17 protein-coding genes are annotated in these 16,067 nt (G+C 63.4%); 9 read left to right on the top strand and 8 right to left on the bottom strand.

The window, feature by feature from the left end; translation table 11 throughout:
• Nucleotide 1: 1 nt before the first annotated feature.
• Genes O7A70_RS02480 through O7A70_RS02460 form a run of 5 tightly spaced genes read left to right on the top strand, consistent with a single transcriptional unit; the run spans nucleotide 2 to nucleotide 4,298 of the window.
• Complete coding sequence (locus tag O7A70_RS02480) at nucleotides 2-907, top strand: carbohydrate ABC transporter permease (protein ID WP_015315632.1); 906 nt, start codon at nucleotides 2-4, stop codon at nucleotides 905-907.
• 1 nt (nucleotide 908) lies between these two features.
• Nucleotides 909-1,868: a carbohydrate ABC transporter permease gene (locus O7A70_RS02475; RefSeq protein WP_027144637.1), complete on the top strand. Its 960-nt coding sequence runs from the start codon at nucleotides 909-911 to the stop codon at nucleotides 1,866-1,868.
• Nucleotides 1,865-2,095 (top strand): hypothetical protein, encoded by a 231-nt coding sequence (locus O7A70_RS02470; RefSeq protein WP_140503109.1) that lies wholly within the window; start codon nucleotides 1,865-1,867, stop codon nucleotides 2,093-2,095. Before O7A70_RS02475 ends, O7A70_RS02470 begins: the two co-directional genes overlap by 4 nt.
• On the top strand, nucleotides 2,092-3,195 hold the full coding sequence (locus O7A70_RS02465; RefSeq protein ID WP_337138878.1) for an ABC transporter ATP-binding protein: 1,104 nt from the start codon (nucleotides 2,092-2,094) through the stop codon (nucleotides 3,193-3,195). The genes O7A70_RS02470 and O7A70_RS02465 overlap by 4 nt, the downstream gene beginning before the upstream one ends.
• Nucleotides 3,195-4,298 carry an ABC transporter ATP-binding protein gene (locus O7A70_RS02460; RefSeq protein ID WP_027144640.1) on the top strand — a complete coding sequence of 368 codons (1,104 nt, stop codon included), beginning with the start codon at nucleotides 3,195-3,197 and terminating at the stop codon, nucleotides 4,296-4,298. The genes O7A70_RS02465 and O7A70_RS02460 overlap by 1 nt, the downstream gene beginning before the upstream one ends.
• A gap of 6 nt (nucleotides 4,299-4,304) precedes the next feature.
• Here O7A70_RS02460 and O7A70_RS02455 read toward each other — a convergent pair whose 3' ends face one another.
• Nucleotides 4,305-4,736, bottom strand: coding sequence for a DUF4437 domain-containing protein (locus O7A70_RS02455; RefSeq protein ID WP_337105360.1), 432 nt, complete (start codon nucleotides 4,734-4,736; stop codon nucleotides 4,305-4,307).
• 112 nt (nucleotides 4,737-4,848) lie between these two features.
• Nucleotides 4,849-5,820 carry an AraC family transcriptional regulator gene (locus O7A70_RS02450; RefSeq protein ID WP_337138877.1) on the bottom strand — a complete coding sequence of 324 codons (972 nt, stop codon included), beginning with the start codon at nucleotides 5,818-5,820 and terminating at the stop codon, nucleotides 4,849-4,851.
• A 175-nt stretch (nucleotides 5,821-5,995) separates the two neighbouring features.
• Between O7A70_RS02450 and O7A70_RS02445 the strand changes: the two genes are divergently transcribed.
• Nucleotides 5,996-7,210 (top strand): MFS transporter, encoded by a 1,215-nt coding sequence (locus O7A70_RS02445; protein ID WP_337138876.1) that lies wholly within the window; start codon nucleotides 5,996-5,998, stop codon nucleotides 7,208-7,210.
• Nucleotides 7,211-7,323: 113 nt separating this feature from the next.
• On the opposite strand, the gene O7A70_RS02440 is transcribed toward O7A70_RS02445, so the two are convergent.
• A complete protein-coding gene (locus tag O7A70_RS02440; RefSeq protein WP_337138875.1) occupies nucleotides 7,324-7,671 on the bottom strand; it encodes a GFA family protein in 348 nt (115 codons plus the stop codon).
• 116 nt (nucleotides 7,672-7,787) lie between these two features.
• On the opposite strand from O7A70_RS02440, the gene O7A70_RS02435 reads away from it, so the two are divergent.
• Nucleotides 7,788-9,080 carry an amidase gene (locus O7A70_RS02435; protein WP_337138874.1) on the top strand — a complete coding sequence of 431 codons (1,293 nt, stop codon included), beginning with the start codon at nucleotides 7,788-7,790 and terminating at the stop codon, nucleotides 9,078-9,080.
• Nucleotides 9,081-9,109: 29 nt separating this feature from the next.
• Here the strand turns inward: O7A70_RS02435 and O7A70_RS02430 are convergent, their stop codons facing one another.
• The 5 genes from O7A70_RS02430 to O7A70_RS02410 are packed head-to-tail and all read right to left on the bottom strand — an operon-like array spanning nucleotide 9,110 to nucleotide 13,366.
• A complete protein-coding gene (locus tag O7A70_RS02430) occupies nucleotides 9,110-9,499 on the bottom strand; it encodes a hypothetical protein (protein WP_337138873.1) in 390 nt (129 codons plus the stop codon).
• Between the two features lie 39 nt (nucleotides 9,500-9,538).
• Nucleotides 9,539-10,519: a hydroxyacid dehydrogenase gene (locus tag O7A70_RS02425; RefSeq protein ID WP_337139027.1), complete on the bottom strand. Its 981-nt coding sequence runs from the start codon at nucleotides 10,517-10,519 to the stop codon at nucleotides 9,539-9,541.
• Between the two features lie 14 nt (nucleotides 10,520-10,533).
• A complete protein-coding gene (locus tag O7A70_RS02420; protein WP_337138872.1) occupies nucleotides 10,534-11,253 on the bottom strand; it encodes a FadR/GntR family transcriptional regulator in 720 nt (239 codons plus the stop codon).
• Between the two features lie 2 nt (nucleotides 11,254-11,255).
• Nucleotides 11,256-12,425 carry a mandelate racemase/muconate lactonizing enzyme family protein gene (locus O7A70_RS02415; protein WP_337138871.1) on the bottom strand — a complete coding sequence of 390 codons (1,170 nt, stop codon included), beginning with the start codon at nucleotides 12,423-12,425 and terminating at the stop codon, nucleotides 11,256-11,258.
• 53 nt (nucleotides 12,426-12,478) lie between these two features.
• The gene (locus O7A70_RS02410; protein ID WP_337138870.1) at nucleotides 12,479-13,366 is read right to left on the bottom strand and encodes a sugar phosphate isomerase/epimerase family protein; all 888 of its coding nucleotides are present in this window, start codon (nucleotides 13,364-13,366) and stop codon (nucleotides 12,479-12,481) included.
• Between the two features lie 400 nt (nucleotides 13,367-13,766).
• Here O7A70_RS02410 and O7A70_RS02405 point away from each other — a divergent pair, with 400 nt between their 5' ends.
• Together O7A70_RS02405 and O7A70_RS02400 are read left to right on the top strand one after the other, a co-directional pair.
• Nucleotides 13,767-14,822: a sugar phosphate isomerase/epimerase family protein gene (locus O7A70_RS02405; RefSeq protein ID WP_140503087.1), complete on the top strand. Its 1,056-nt coding sequence runs from the start codon at nucleotides 13,767-13,769 to the stop codon at nucleotides 14,820-14,822.
• Nucleotides 14,823-14,875: 53 nt separating this feature from the next.
• Nucleotides 14,876-16,063: a Gfo/Idh/MocA family protein gene (locus O7A70_RS02400; RefSeq protein ID WP_337138869.1), complete on the top strand. Its 1,188-nt coding sequence runs from the start codon at nucleotides 14,876-14,878 to the stop codon at nucleotides 16,061-16,063.
• Nucleotides 16,064-16,067 lie beyond the last annotated feature (4 nt).

Genomic DNA, 16,067 nt, shown 5'->3' with positions numbered 1-16,067 from the left:
CTTGGCGACCACGATGATCACCACCCTCGACAGATCCTCGCGTGCCGCGGCGCGCGGCCTGAGCGATATTTCCATCCGCAATCTCTTCATCATCCCGACGGTTCTGTTCCTGATCGTCTTCAACATTTTTCCGCTGATCTATTCGCTCGGCTATTCCTTCACCGACTTCCGCGCGTCGACCAACGCGCCGGCGAATTTCGTCGGGCTGCAGAACTATCGCGACCTGCTCAACGACCCCTATGTCTGGTCGAACTTCGCCATCACGGCGAAATACGTGATTGTCTCGGTCGTCGGACAGCTGCTCGTCGGCTTCGGCGTGGCGATGCTGCTCAACCGGGATATTCCGCTCAAGGGTCTTATCACCACGCTGCTGCTGCTGCCGATGATGCTGTCGATGGCGGTCGTCGGGCTGTTCTGGAAATTGCTTTACGACCCGTCATGGGGGGTCATCAACTATGCGCTCGGGCTCGGCAATTTCGAGTGGCTGGCCGACCCCAAGATGGCGCTTTACGCCGTCGCGCTGACCGACATCTGGATGTGGTCACCCTTCGTCATGCTGCTGTCGCTGGCCGGCCTGTCCGCGGTGCCGAAGCATCTCTACGAAGCCGCCGCGATCGACCGCGCCGGGCCGTTCTACACCTTCTTCCGTATCACGCTGCCGCTGGTCGCGCCGATCCTGATGATCGCGGTCATTTTCCGCACCATGGAAGCGTTCAAGACCTTCGACCTCGCCTACATCCTGACCAGCCAGCCGACGGCCGAGCTGATCTCGATCCGGCTCTACAAAATGGCGTTCCAGGAATGGCAGACCGGGCGCTCCTGCGCGATGGCCTACATCGTGCTGATCATGGTGCTGGCGATCACCAACATCTATGTCAAATACCTCAACAAGGTGAAGGAGCGCTGAGATGGCCGCCGTCCGCACTTCTTCCGAGATCACCTTCAACCGCGTCGCCATCGTCGCCGTGCTGCTGGTGACGATAATATTCCTGGCGCCGATCTACTGGATCGCATCAACGGCGTTCAAGCCGCGCAATCTTGCCACGACCATTCCGCCGACCGTCGTCTTTCAGCCAGAGATATCGCCCTTCGTGAAGCTGTTCACCAAGCGATCTCAATTGCGCAGTCCGCCGTCGCCGGAAGAGTACGCGGCGGCCCCATGGTGGGAGCGCGTCGTCTTCGACGGTGGCGAAAAGATCGTGCGCGACGGCAAGGGCCAGGTGCAGTGGTCAGGCTATCCGAGCCGCTTTCTGAACTCGCTGATCATCGCCATCACTTCGACGGTGCTGGCGGTCGGCATGGGCACGTTCACCGCCTATGGGTTCTCGCGCTTCAAGGTGAAGGGAGAGGCGGACCTGCTCTTCTTCATCCTGTCGACACGCATGTTGCCACCGGTGGTGGTGGCGATCCCGATGTTCCTGATGTACCGCGCGGTCGGCCTCAACGATACCCACATCGGGCTGATCATCCTCTACACCGCCTTCAACCTGTCCTTCTCGGTGTGGCTGATGAAGGGTTTCATGGATGAAATCCCGAAGGAATATGAGGAGGCGGCACTGGTTGATGGTTACACCCGCATGGAAGCCTTCTTCAAGATCGTGCTGCCGGAGGCCGCCACCGGCATCGCCGCCACCGCCGTCTTCTGCTTCATCACGGCGTGGAACGAATATGCCTTCGCCCTGATCATGACCAACCGCCGCGCCCAGACCGCACCGCCGTTCATTCCCAGCCAGGTCGGCTCCGGCCTGCCGGACTGGACGGTGATCGCCGCCGGAACCTTCCTGTTCTTGCTGCCGGTCGCCATCTTCACCTTCCTGCTCCGCAATCATCTCTTGCGCGGCATGTCCTTCGGAGCGATCCGCAAATGAGCTTTCGCGCCATCAATCAGAAATATCTGGAACCGGGTTCGCAAATACTCATGGTGCTCGGCATCGTGGCCCTCTGCCAGCCCTGGAACATGCTGCTGCACGCCTATGGCCTGACCATCATCCTGATCGGGCTGATCGGCTTCAACATCACCTCGAAGATCGCACCCGAGGAACAGGCCGGCACCGGCCATGGCGCGGACGCGCGAAATCCGGGAGCACAGCATTGACCCAGATCGAGCTTCGCGGCGTCCAGAAATTCTTCGGTGCCGTCCAGGTCATCAAGGACCTCAACCTCAAGATCGCGGACAATGAGTTCATCGTGCTGCTCGGCCAGTCCGGCTGCGGCAAGACGACGACCTTGCGCGCCATCGCCGGGCTGGAAACCATCGATGAGGGCGATATCCTCATCGACGGCAAGCCGGTCCAGCATTTGAAGGCGGCCGACCGCGATATCGCCATGGTGTTCCAGTCGTTTTCGCTCTACCCGCATATGAGCGTCTACGAGAACATCGCCTTTCCGCTCCGCGCCACGCGCAAGAGCAAAAGCGAGATCGATCAGGAAGTACGTTCGGTCGCCAAAACGCTGCAAATCCTGGACCTGTTGGCCAAGAAACCGTCGGCGCTCTCAGGCGGCGACATGCAGCGCGTCGCCATCGGCCGGGCGCTGGTGCGGCGGCCGAAGGCGATGCTGATGGATGAGCCGATCGGTGCGCTCGACGCCAAGCTGCGCGAGGAGATGCGGGCCGAGATCAAGCGGCTGCACATCAAGCAGGGCTCGACCACCATCTATGTCACGCACGATCAGATCGAGGCGATGAGCCTGGCGGACCGCATCGTCATCATGCATGAGGGGGTGCTGCAGCAGGTGGGAACGCCCGACGAGGTCTATTCGCGTCCGGCCAACCTGTTCGTGGCCCAGTTCGTCGGCAGTCCGGTGATGAACGTCGCCGACGCGGCGGTCGCCGAGACGGCGTCTTCCGTTTCGGTCTCGGTCGGTGGAGCGGCTTCCGGCTTCGAGTTTCCCCGCGCATTGCTGTCGAAGCTCAATGGCCATGCCGGTGGCAGCCTGGCGCTCGGCATTCGGCCCGAAGGGGTGCTCATTCGCCGTGACGCGGCCGATGGCTTCATGGCCGTCGAGACGCAGATCGTCGAACCGCTCGGCTCCTTTGACATCGTCGACCTCAAGGTCGGCTCCAAGATGCTGCGTGCCCGCACCAAGAGCGGCTACATTTCAGGCCCCGGCGAAAAGGTCTTTGCCAGGATCGATCCGACGCAGGCGCATTTCTTCGACAAGGCAAGCGGCAAGTCGCTTGAGGTGAGGCTCTGATGGCCCATATCCAGCTCAAGAACATTTCCAAGAGTTTCGGCAACCACACGGCCTTGACCGGACTCGACCTCGACATCGCCGATGGCGAATTCTTTGTCCTGCTAGGCGAAACGGGCGCTGGCAAGACGACGACGCTGCGGCTGATCGCCGGCCTGGAGAAGCCGAGCGAGGGGCAGGTCTTCATCGACGGGGTCGACGTTGCCGACTGGGGCGCGGCCGAGCGCGACGTGGCGCTGGTGCTACAGCAATACTCGCTTTATCCGCGTTACACGGTGCGCGAGAATCTCGAATTTCCGCTGAAGCCGAAGATCCGCAGGCTTCCGGACGCCGAGATCAAGGACCGCGTCGACCGCGCCGCCCGCACGCTGCGGATCGAGCACCTGCTCGACCGCAAGACCGACCGGCTGTCCGGCGGCGAGATGCAGCGCGTCTCCATCGGCCGCGCCATCGTGCGCAAGCCGCGCGTGTTCCTGATGGACGAGCCGCTGTCGGCGCTAGACGCCAAATTGCGCGAGGCGCTGCGCACCGAGTTGAAGAACCTGCAGATACAGCTCGGCGCCACCTTCCTGTTCGTGACCCACGACCAGATCGAGGCGATGTCCATGGGCGACAAAGTCGGCGTGCTCAACCACGGCCGCATCATCCAGACCGGCACGCCGCACGAGATCTACAACAACCCGCGCGACACCTATGTGGCGAGCTTCGTCGGCTCGCCGCCGATGAACCTGATCGACGGCAGGCTGGTGAACGGCCGCGCGGTGATGGCGCCGTTGAATTTCGAACTGCCCTTTGCGGGGGCGGCCAAAATCTTTGCGGGGGCTGGGGCGAGTGGGGCGACCGACGGTCGCCCGCTCGTCTTCGGCATCCGTCCGGAGGATGTCTATCTGGAAAGCGGCGCACCGGTCGAGGCGCGTGTCCACGACGTCGAGAACCATGGCGTGGAAAAGATCCTGACGCTGCGGGTCGGCGATACGACACTGCGCGCCACGGTGCCGGCCAGGACCGATGTCGCTATCGAACAACCGGTGCGCTTTGCCTGGAACCCGGACAAGGTGGTGCTGTTCGACAAGGGCAGTGGGGTCAGTCTGCGGCACGCGTCATAAGCGCGGCTATTTTGGCAGGTAGGTCTCGTATGGCGTGTCGTTGATCAACAGGATCACGCATTCCGTCTGCGAGAGGCAGGCGTCGTCATGCATCTCATTGGCCTTTTGCGTCCAGTAGGAACCAGGTGGCAGTTCGACCTTGGTCGCCTCGCCGCCTTCCATCTGCCAGTGCGCCCATAGACCCTGGATGACTACGGCGCGATAGTCGGCGGTGTGCGCGTGAACAGGAGCGCGCCAGTTGCCCGGGACTTTCAGCAAGGTGCCGGCAGGCCCCTTGGCCCTTTCGCCCCACAGCGGTCCCAGGCGCTGCGGCTGGTCCGGCGCCTCGGCGACGTAAGGGATCTTGCCTGCCGGCAGATAGCTGTCCTCGAGGGCAAAGGCGCGTCCGGGAATGACCGACAGGACACCAAGCGCCAGCAGTGCGAAATGATTGGCCATGGGATTTCCTCCGCGGGCCAGATTATCCGCCGGAAGCCGGCCGGCAATGACGCTGCGTCCAAAAGACCTGGCAATTCCTCCAGCCGGGAAGGATTGGAGCGGCTGCCTGACGTCAGGACGGGTCGTCGCCGGCACCAATGTGGCGCAGATGGCTCGGCGCCACGCCCATCACCCGCTTGAAGGCGCGGCTGAAGGATGCTTCCGAATCATAACCCAGTTTCGCCGCCGCCACCGATACCCTCATGCCATCGCGGGCCAACCATTGCCTGGCCTGGTGCATGCGCACGCGCAGCACATATTTGGCCGGCGTCTCTCCGACCACTGTGGCGAAGCGCTGGGCAAAGGCGGAGCGCGAGGCTCCCATCATCCGCGCCAGCGCCTCGACGCTCCAATCGCGATCCGGCTGGAGGTGGATGGCTGCCAGCACTTTGCCGACGTCGGGATTGCGGACGGCGGCGATCCAGCCGGTGGCATCGCCACAGCCGTTCTCCACCCAGGAGCGGATGATCGTGGCGGCGAGCACATCGGCAAGGCGGGCAAGGATTCCGCCGGAGCCGACCCGGTCCATCGTCACCTCGCCGGCCATCGCATCGAGCAGATGCTGGATACCCGGCGCGTTCGCCATCAACTTATGCGCCTGCATCAGGTTTGGCATCATGTCGAGCAGCGGGTGCGAGCCGTCGAGATTGAAATGCATGCTGCCGCAAAACAGCAAGGTCTTGGGCCCACCGCACTCGTTGGAGACGTCGTATATGTTCTCGCACACCGGTTCGATCGTGTAGCGGCCGATCGGCACCGGGGGCACGCCGGGCGCGCTGGCCAGGACATGCGCGTCGCCGCGCGGGATCAGAAGCGCGTCGCCTACGGAGAGTTCGATCCACTCCCTGGCCGGCGAGAACAGCCAGCAACCCTGCTGGCCGATGAAATGAAACCGCGCTGCCTTCTGTGCAGGGAAGGAAACGGCCCAGGGCTCGCCCAACACGCAGCGCCCATAGTCGACGCCGTCGAGCCGTAGTCCGCGCAGCATGTCGGTCAGCGGATCACCAGAAGTCGGCAGCGCCATTTTGGACGAATTGTAATTCATTCTGGTGTTTCTAGCATGGAAACTCCAACTCGTCACTCCCATGTTGCGCTGCAGCCAAATGCTGCGCTGCAAAAACCGATGACCGGCCGCATAGCCAAGCCATGGCGGCAAGGCGTGTAACGGTAGCCCGAGCCGGTTCTTTTCCATGTGGCGCTGCAAACATCGGAGACTGACCATGGCCGAACCCGCGACAGGCGCCATTGACGCCGCACTTCTGAACCCCGCAGAATCCGATGAACGAACCGAGCCCGCATGGGGCGCCGTGGTCTCGCTCGCCCTTGGCGTTTTCGGTCTGGTCACCGCCGAATTCCTGCCCGCCAGCCTTTTGACGCCGATGGCGCGCGATCTCAGCGTAAGCGAAGGCGTGGCAGGGCAGGCGGTGACGGCAACCGCCATCGTCGGCGCCATCGCCGCCCCCACCATGGCCATTATCACAAGGCGCATGGACCGCAGGCTGGTGATGTGGATGCTGACGATGTTCCTCATCCTGTCCAATCTTCTCGCCACCTTTGCCTCGTCGCTGCCCATGCTTCTGCTTGCCCGTGTCGTGCTCGGCGTGGCCCTTGGCGGCTTCTGGGCGATGTCGGCGGCCATGGCGTTGCGGCTGGTGCCGATGCGGCTGATGCCGCGCGCCATGTCGATCATCCTGACCGGCGTGTCGCTTGCCACCGTTACCGCAGCTCCGGTTGGCGCCTATGTCGGCGACGTCTGGGGCTGGCGCACGGCCTTCATGATTGGGACGATCGTCGGGGCGCTGGCGCTGCTGGTGCAATTGGCCACCATTCCAAAGCTGCCGCCGGTGGGGGTCGCGAGCTTCCGCACCTTGCTCGAGGTGCTGGAGCGGCCGTCGATCAGGGTTGCCCTGCTGGTCGTGCTGCTGGTCGCGTCCGGGCACTTTGCCGGCTTCACCTATGTCCGTCCCTTCCTCGAGAAGGTGCCGGTGCTCCACATCGAGACGATCTCGCTGGTGCTGCTGGCCTACGGCATAGGCGGTTTCTTCGGCAACATCGCCGGCGGCATCCTGGCCGAGCGCAACCTCAAGGCCGCGGTGGCGCTGGCGCCCCTGCTGATTGCATTGGCGGCCGCCTCGATGCTGATCCTTGGCACTTCGCCCATGATCGCCGCCGTCGCCGTCGCGGCCTGGGGCTTTGCCTTCGGCGCGGTGCCGGTCGGGTTGCAGAGCTGGCTGGTGCGGGCAGCGCCGGACCAGGCTGAAAGCGCCGGCGGCCTGATGGTCGCGACCTTCCAGGTGGCGATTGCGATGGGCGCCGTCTTTGGCGGTCTGCTGGTCGACCATGCCGGCGTCGCCAGCGCCTTTGCCTATTGCGGCGCGGCGACGTTGCTGGCTGCCATCGTGGTATTCCTGCGCGGTCCGAAGCAGGCCGAATAGTCTCTCCCAACGGTCGTCCCTGGCAACGGCCCGAGAACCCTTACGGTTTTCGGGCCGCCGTTATTTTGAGGCCGCGGTGAACGAATAGCGGGCGATGGGGGATACTGGGAAGCTTAGACTGCCCGCCCGTCGAAGTCGAAGATCGACAAGGCGGACGGGTCGAGACCGGCAACGCAATTGATGTTGACGTAAGCGCTGCGTTCGCCGCCTTCGCTGGTGTCCTCGGCAAAAGGATGGATGCCGCAGGTTCGGCAGAAGCGGTGCGCTATTTTTGCCTCGCCGAATGTGTAGCGGCCGAGGTCATCGCCCCAGGCGACGAGGGTAAGCCTGTCACGTGGCACGGCCCATAGCAGCGCACCCTTGCGGGCGCAGATCGAGCAATTGCAGCGCACGACGCCCTCAAGCTCGCCCTCGATCTCGAACGCCACCTTGCCGCAATGGCAGCTGCCTTTGTACAGCATCAGCATCTTCCTATCGCTGGCAGGTGCAAAGGCACGCTGGCCGGGTTATCCCTTCGGCAGGCTTAGCGGCTGCTTGCCCTAAGGACGTTTCTATCCTGGCGGAGACCGACATCGACATGCAATCAATCCGCGACCGTCTCGAAAACATCCTGTCACGTCTTGCCAATCGTGCGGCCGACGAGAAGGTCTTCACGAAGCTCTATGCCGAAGCGGCGCGCGCTGCCGCTGATGCCAGCGACGCCCGCAAAAGAGTGGGCGTGACGCTCGGCCCGCTCGACGGCACCATTGTCTCGATCAAGGATTTGTTCGATGTCGCCGGCGAGCCGACCACGGCCGGCTCGCTGATGCGCAAGACCGCCGCGCCCGCTATGCGCGATGCAACCATCGTCGGCAGGCTGCGCCAGGCCGGCGCCGTCATTATCGGCAAGACCAACATGACCGAATTCGCCTTCACCGCGATCGGCGACAACATGCATTACGGCACGCCAGGCAATGCAAGGGATGCCAGGTGCATCCCCGGCGGTTCGTCATCCGGCGCCGGCGTATCTGTGGGCGAGGGCACCAGCGAAATTTCGATCGGCTCCGACACCGGTGGTTCGATCCGCATTCCGGCGGCGCTCAATGGTGTCGTCGGTTTCAAGCCGACAGCGCGGCGCGTGCCGCTATCCGGCGCCTTTCCGCTTTCGGGAACGTTGGACTCGGTCGGACCGCTCGCCCGAACCGTCCCGCAATGCGCCGCCGCCGACGCGGTGATGGCCGGCGAGGAGCCGAACGAGTTGGTGGCCATTCCACTCGCCGGGGTTCGCATCGGCATTCCGCGCGGCGTTCTCTTCGGCGACGCGGAAGGCGAAATTGCCGCGGCTTTCGAGCATTGTCTTGGCAAGATCGAACAGGCTGGCGCACGCATCGCGGATCTGCCGATCGACGACATGATCGCGGATCTGCGCGCGGCCACCAAGCGCGGGTCGATCGCGGCGATGGAGGGCGCGGAAGTGCATGCCGACTGGCTGGCGACAGGCGCATCGGTGCCGGTGGATCCGCATGTCAGCGGGCCTCTGTCGCGCGCCGCACTGCTGCCGACGCCGGTTTATATCAGGGCGCTCCGCCGCCGTGCCGCGCTTGCTGCCGCCATGGATGAGCGGCTAGCATCGGTTGACGTGCTGGCCCTACCAACCGTGCCGGTGACGGCGCCGACCATCGCGGCATTGGCCGAGGATGCCGAACTGCGTGAGCGTATCGAAGGACTGCTTTTGCGCAACACGCAGGTCGCCAACCAATTCGACCTCTGCGCGATCTCGTTGCCGATGCCGGGTGCATCGCTGCCAATGGGATTGATGCTCGTGGCGCGCAATGGCCATGACAGTCGTCTGCTGAGGATCGCCACGTCGGTGGAGAGGCTGCTGGGGTGATTGATCGGCGGTGGGCCGTAGATGGCGGATCAGCGCGATGAACAGTGCTTGCGTTCGCCGTCCTTGGCGGTGCGCACGATGCGGGTCGCGACCAGCCAGGGCAAGCTGTAATCCTTGCCGGTAATGGTCTGCGTGCGCTGCTCGATCGAGCCCCTGACCACGATCTTTCCGCTATAAAGCACGTCGGACTGATCGGTTATCGCTTTGTCGGCCTGCGGCAATCCGCTGGTGTCGATCGGCACACCCTTGATGATCGTGCCGGTGACGAGATCGAGCGCGCTGCTCGATGGACAGGGCGCCTTGATGCAGCGCATCCCGTTGTCGCAATAGACATAGCTGCTCTCGGCCGCAGCGAGTGCCGGCAAGGTGCAGATGGAGGAAGTTGCGACAATCAGAGATGCAAGGCCAAGACCGGACATGGCCTCAGCGTCGCGGAGAATTGGGGCGAAACCGCGATGCTATATCTGCGCCGGAAACCGTCGCCGGTAATGATCGACCACTTCCGGATTGCGCAGATTGACCGGCAGCTTGCCGGCCAGCACCAGCAAGGCTTCGCTGGCCGCGCCGACGCCCATGCGCATCATCGATTCCTCGGTAATCCCCGCCATATGCGGGGTGATGACGACATTGTCGAAGCCGAAATAGGGATGATTTGGCGGCAGCGGCTGCGTCGAGAAAACGTCGAGCGCGGCGCCGCCGATGCGGCGCTCCCGCAAGGCCTCGATCAACGCGTCATCATCGACGACCGGCCCGCGCGACACGTTGATCAGCAGTGCGTTGGGCTTCATTCGGGCGATGCGTTCGCGGCTAATCAGGCCGCGTGTCTCCGGCGTCAGCGGGCAGCAGAGCACGATGATGTCGCTCTGCTCGACCAGCGCGTCGATCGACAGGAAGCCGACTTTTTCCGGCGCCGGCCGCATGCTGCGCGTCGTTGCCACCACTTTCAGGTCGAAGCCGTGCACGGCGATGTGGCCGACGGCCTGCCCGACGGCCCCGAGGCCAACAATGCCAATGGTCTTGCCGGCGAATTCGATATTGGAATTCGCATGCTCGCGGCCGGCCAGCCAGCCCTTGGCGCGCAGGTCGCGGTCGACCCTGCGGAACTGCCGCAGCAGTGCAAGCGCGGTGAACATGACATGTTCGGCGACCGAGCGGGCATTGACAGCCGGCACGTTGGCCACGAGCACGCCGGCTGCCGCGGCCGCTTCAATCGGGATCATATCGAGCCCGGCGCCATGGCGGATCGCGGCCCTCAGCTTCCAGGCTCCCTCGAACAATGCCGGCGGCAGTGGCGCCCGCACGATGACGATGTCGGCGTCCTTGGCCTCCCTGGTCAAGGTGGCGGCGTCGAGCGCGGAGGCAATGACGAGCTGACCGGCGCCGGCGAGCCTGGCCGTGGCGCGCGGGTGCAGCGGATGGGTCGACAGGATCTTGGGCATGGCCTGGGTCACGGTCAGGCCTTTTCGAGTGTCGCGCCCGCGGGCACAGCCGCCATGCCGCCCTCGATCAGGCCCTTCCAATAGCTTTCCGCGCCTTGGAGGTGGGCGCTCATCAACGCCTGGGCGAGATTACCATCGCGGCGCAGCAGCGCCTCGTAGATCTGCACGTGCTCGGCATGCGAACGCACGCTGCGTTCGGGATCGTTGAAGTAGATCGGCAGGCGCTGCTCGCCCATCAGATAGTAGACGCTGCAGATGTTGTGGAAGACGCTGTTCTTGGTGGCGCGCACGATCTCCAGATGAAATTCGCGGTCCTCCTTGGCCAGGCCTTCGCCCGCGGCGATGCGGTCTTCCGACGCCTTGAGGATTTCGCGCAGGCGCTCGAAATTCTCCTCGGTGGCGCGCGAGCAGGCAAGCTCGGCGGCCTTGATCTCATGGATCTTGCGCAACTCGACCGTTTCATAAATCTGCAAGGGATCGAGCGGCAGGCCGGCGCGCGCAAACAGTGCCAGCGCCTCGACGCTTGCCTGCTTGGTGTCGATGTAGATGCCCGATTTGGCGCGGCGCTCGACGATGCGCATGGCTTCGAGGATGGCGAGCGCTTCGCGGATCTGGCCACGGCTGACGCCGAAATGCTCCGCCAGCTCGCGTTCCGACGGCGTGCGGCCGCTCTCCTTGTCCGAATGGGAGAACAGATAGGCGGCGAGTTCCGCGAGAAGGTTCTTTTCTTTCATCGTCAATTGCGTTGCGCGTGCGCCTCCAGGAATCGCTCCGAAATGGTGAATCCCAATCCGGGCTTTTCCGGGATCGCTATCATGCCGTCCCTTGCTTCGACAGTCTCTTCGATCAGATCGTGGATCATCGGGTTGGCGCCGAGCGAATATTCGACCGTGAAACTCGAAGGTGAGGCGGCGCAGACATGCAGCCCGGCGAAGAAGCATGGCGCACCGGCCCAAAGATGCGGCGCGAAGCGCAAATTGAAGGCGCTGGCGATCGTGCCGATCTTCATCGCCTCGCTGATGCCGCCGCAGAAGGCCGGGTCCGGCTGGAAGATGTCGGCGGCCTTGAGCACGGCGAGGTCGCGGAAGGCATAGCGCGTCGCTTCGCTCTCGCCGGTGGCGATCGGAACCGCGCCGGCGGCGCGCACTTCGGCCATGCCCGGCTTGTCGTCGGCGATCACAGGCTCCTCGAACCAGGCGAGATCGAGATCGCCGACGAGATGGATGAAGCGCTTGGCCTCCGCGACCGTATAAGTGCCGTGGGCATCGACCATCAGCTCGACGTCGGGGCCGAGCGCCTGGCGCGCGGCGCGCACGCGGGCGGCGGAAATGTGTGCCGCGCCATCCATGGCGCCCACCCGCATCTTCAGCGCCTTGAAGCCGCCCCTGGCGACGTAGGATCTCAATTGCTCGCCGATGGCATCGGCGGAGGCCCAGCCGCCAGAGGCATAGGCCTGCATGCGATCGGCCTTGCGGCCGCCCAGCAATCGCCAGACCGGCTGGCCAAGCGACTTGCCAAGGATGTCCCAGAGCGCGATGTCGACGGCGCTGATAGCGGCGATGCTCATGCCGCGCCGCGCCAGTTGCGGCATGGCGTGGCCGGCATGGGCGGCGCTCTCATGGCGTACGCCGTTGTAGAGCATCTCCCAGATGACGCCGATATCGGCCGGATCGCGGCCGATCAATTGCGGGCCGATCTCGTGGTTCAGCATGTGGATGAGAGCGCCGTAGCTGCCGGCGCTGCCAGCTGCGTTCTTGCCTTCGCCCCAGCCGACCAGCCCGTCATCGGTTTCGATGCGCAGGATGGCGGCGTCGAAGGTCGTGACCTGGCCGAAGTCGCTACGATGCTGCTTCGCGGCTTCGATCGGCACGCGGACCCACCAGGCCTGGACTGTCTTGATGCGCATTTTGTTCCCCTGCCCGCCGCCGGTAGGGCGGAAGGGCAAATTCCAGGCGTCGACTACTTGATCAGCGGCAACAGCGTTTCGGCGGTGATGCGCATCTGGTCGGTGTAGAATTTCTCGGTGAGCACGCTGGAGCCGTGATCCTGGATGAACTTCAGCTGCTCGGGCGAGATATCGACCGGGTGGCGCTCGACCATTTCGGGATAGGGTGCTGCCGGCGTGCGGTCGACCGGGGCGACGAACTCATTGGTCAGCGCGCCGTCATAACCGACTTCCTTCAAGGTCGCGACGATCCTTGGCCAGTCGATCTGGCCGAGCCCGGCGGCGAAGCGATTGTTGTCGGCGACATGGAAGTCGAACAGGCGCTTTCCGACCTGCCGGATGGCGTCATGGACGTTAAATTCCTCCATGTGGATATGATAGGCGTCAAGGCAGACGCCGCATTCGGGGCTGACCGCATCGGCCAGCGCCAGCGCCTGGGCGCCGCGATTGAACAGATAGGTTTCGAAGCGGTTGAGCGGTTCGACAGCGATCTTGACGCCGACCTTCTTGGCGTGGGTGAAACATTCGCGGGTCGCATCGACGACCCACTTCCACTCCTCCTCCTCGGTGCCGTCCGGCACCACCTTGCCGACGGTTGCCGGAACCAGCGTGATGATCTCGCCGTCGAGTTCGCTGACCATCGTCAGCACGTCCTTGACGTATTGCACGGAGCGCTCACGCTGGCCCTGGTTCCTGGCGGCAAGGTTACGTTCACCCAGCATCAAGGTGACCGCGCCCCAGCAGCGGATGCCATGCTCCTTCAGCAGCGCCCGTGTCTCCTTGGTCTTGTACTGCGTGGGCTCGCCGGAAATCTCGATCGACTCATAGCCGAATTTCTTGATGCGCTTGAGCGTCGTCTCAAGCGGTTCCGCGCGCATCCAGTTGTGCGTCGAAAGATGCATGGTCTGTCCTTCCCAGATTCGTCCGTATGGTTTGCCTGCGACATGCATCGCCGAAAGACGACGCAAGGGTTCCTCCCCAAGGCATCCCCAGACTTTTCCTGCAAACTGGTTCGACCAATTGGGCCTGAAAAGAGGTCTACAGCAAATTCCTCGAGACGGCAACAACTGTGGTGGCGCAACTTTTGGGGTGGATTAGTTTGTTGATTACATTGCGATATGTGCCGTTATTTTGCGCGTCTGGAGCGCCTTTTCGGCGCATTCCGAGACTTGACCAAATTGCCTTATTTGGTCATACCAGAATGGCATTGTCGGCAGAGCGCCCGACGCGAAAAGACCAAAGTGACTGGCCCTGCTTTCATCAGGCGCTATGCTTGGTCGTGACAAAACGAGGAGGATGCCGATGCCGACGACAATGAAGGGCCCTGGACTGTTTCTGGCGCAGTTCGCGGGCGATGCCGCACCGTTCAATTCGCTGGCGTCGATCACCAAATGGGCCGCCGGTCTCGGCTACAAGGGCGTGCAGATCCCGACCTGGGACGCGCGCCTGTTCGACCTCGAGAAGGCGGCGTCCTCCAAGGCCTATTGCGACGAGGTGAAGGGCACCTGCACTGACGCCGGCGTCGAGATCACCGAACTGTCGACGCATCTGCAGGGGCAATTGGTGGCGGTGCATCCGGCCTATGACGCGCAGATGGATGGATTCGCGCCAGCTTCGGTGCACAACAACCCGCAGGCGCGGCAGAAATGGGCCGTCGAACAGATGAAGTTCGGCGCCAAGGCGTCTCGCAATCTCGGGCTGAATGCATCGGTGTCGTTCACCGGCTCGCTGGCTTTCCCTTACCTTTATCCCTTTCCGCAGCGGCCCGCCGGACTGATCGAGGAAGCCTTCGGCGAACTCGGCAAGCGCTGGAAGCCGATCCTCGACGTCTATGAGGACAATGGTGTCGATGTCGGCTACGAAATTCATCCTTCAGAGGACGTGTTCGACGGGGCGACCTTCGAGATGTTCCTCGACGCGGTCGGTGGCCACAAGCGCTGCAACATCAATTACGACCCTTCGCATTTCCTGCTGCAGCAGCTCGACTATCTCGAATTCATCGACATCTATCACGAGCGGATCAAGGCCTTCCACGTCAAGGACGCCGAGTTCAATCCGACCGGACGGCAGGGCGTGTACTCCGGTTACCAGAGCTGGACGAACCGCGCAGGCCGTTTCCGTTCGCTCGGCGACGGGCAGGTGGATTTCGGCGGCATCTTCTCCAAGCTGACGCAGTACGATTACGATTCCTGGGCGGTGCTGGAATGGGAATGCTGCCTGAAGCATCCGGAGGACGGCGCGGCCGAAGGGGCACCCTTCATCCAGCATCACATCATCCGGGTGACGGAGAAGGCATTCGACGATTTCGCCGCCGGCACCACGGACAAGAAGCTGCTGCGCGCCATGATGGGAATTTGACACGGCTTTCGCTTCCCCTCGGCGGAGGGGAATCTCACACGAGGGAGAAAAACATGGTTGCTGCATCGAAGTCGGAAACAGGAGGCGGCCCGATCCGCTATGGCATGGTTGGCGGCGGGCAAGGCGCTTTCATCGGCGCCGTGCACCGCATCGCGGCACGCATTGACAATGATTTCGTGCTGGTCGCCGGCGCCCTGTCGTCCGACCCGGCGCGTGCGAAAGCCTCGGCCGCCGAACTCGGGCTCGATCCCTCACGCAGCTATGCGTCCTACGCCGAAATGGCCAGGGCCGAGGCGAAGCGCCCGGATGGCATCGAGGCGGTGGCCATCGTCACCCCCAACAACGTGCATGTGCCGGCAGCCAAGGCTTTCCTGGAGGCAGGCATCCACGTGATCTGCGACAAGCCGCTGGCCACGACACTGGCCGAAGCCAAGAAGCTCGCAGCGATAGTCGAGAAGACCGGCAAGGTGTTCGTGCTCACCCACAATTACACCGCCTACCCGATGGTGCGGCAGGCCCGCGAAATGGTGGCAAAGGGCGTGCTCGGCGACATCCGCATCGTGCAGTCGGAATATCCGCAGGACTGGCTGACCGAGGACCTCGCCGCCACCGGCCAGAAGCAGGCGTCGTGGCGGGGCGACCCCAAGCAGGCGGGTGCCGGCGGCGCGCTGGGCGATATCGGCACCCATGCCTACAACCTCGCCCGCTTCGTCTCCGGGCTCGAGCTCGATACCCTGTCGGCCGATCTCGATGCCTTCGTGCCGGGCAGGCTGCTCGACGACAATGTCAATGTCATGCTGCGTTTCAAACCGACGGGAAAAACGCATCCGGCAAAAGGCATGATTTGGGCAAGCCAGGTGGCGCCTGGTCATGAGAACGGCCTGAAGCTGCGCATCTACGGTTCGAAGGGCGGGCTGGAATGGGTGCAGGCCGACCCCAACTATCTCTGGTACACGCCGTTCGGCCAGCCGAAACAATTGATCACTCGCAACGGCGCCGGCGCGCTGCCGGTGGCCGGCCGTGTCAGCCGCGTTCCGTCAGGCCATCCCGAGGGTTATCTCGAAGGCTTCGCCAATATTTACCAGGAGGCGGCACGCGCCATCCGCGCGGCACGCAAGAAGGGCGGCAAGCCGGCAAAGGATGTCGTCTTCCCGACCATTCAGGACGGCGTCGAAGGCATGGCTTTCATCGAGGCCTGTGTGAAGTCGTCGAAGAAGAATGGGGCGTGGACGAAGCTGTAAGAGG

This window comes from Mesorhizobium sp. Cs1299R1N1, assembly GCF_037179655.1.
GTDB lineage: Bacteria > Pseudomonadota > Alphaproteobacteria > Rhizobiales > Rhizobiaceae > Mesorhizobium > Mesorhizobium salmacidum.
This window is presented reverse-complemented; position numbering and strand designations above follow the sequence as displayed.